The sequence below is a fragment of the Streptococcus oralis genome (assembly GCF_004127215.1).
Classification (GTDB): Bacteria; Bacillota; Bacilli; order Lactobacillales; family Streptococcaceae; genus Streptococcus; species Streptococcus oralis_BD.
This window is the reverse complement of the sequence record NZ_QEWJ01000094.1, coordinates 1-425: the sequence shown is the minus strand read 5'-3', so window position 1 is coordinate 425 and position 425 is coordinate 1. Positions and strand designations below refer to the sequence as shown.

1 pseudogene is annotated in these 425 nt (G+C 36.0%); it reads left to right on the top strand.

Features of this window, described 5'->3' with window-relative positions:
• Window positions 1–7: 7 nt before the first annotated feature.
• Window positions 8–425, top strand: a pseudogene (locus DF216_RS10530) (FAD-dependent oxidoreductase); the annotation flags it as partial.

The window sequence follows — 425 nt, the reverse complement described above, 5'->3', positions numbered from 1 at the left end:
CGGTTATATTGGTTCAGAACTTGGTACTGCATTTGCTAACTTCGGTTCTGAAGTTACAATTTTAGAAGGTGCTAAAGAAATTCTTGGTGGTTTCGAAAACAAATGGTTCAACCTGTTAAAAAAGGTATGAAAGAAAAAGGCGTTGAAATTATCACTGAAGCTATGGCTAAAAACGCTGAAGAAACTGAAAACGGTGTTAAAGTTACTTACGAAGCTAAAGGTGAAGAAAAAACAATTGAAGCTGATTATGTATTAGTAACTGTAGGTCGTCGTCCAAATACAGACGAATTAGGCTTAGAAGAATTAGGTCTTAAATTTGCTGATCGTGGATTATTAGAAGTAGACAAACAAAGCCGTACTTCTATTAAAAACATCTACGCAATTGGTGATATCGTGCCTGGTTTACCACTTGCACACAAAGCAAG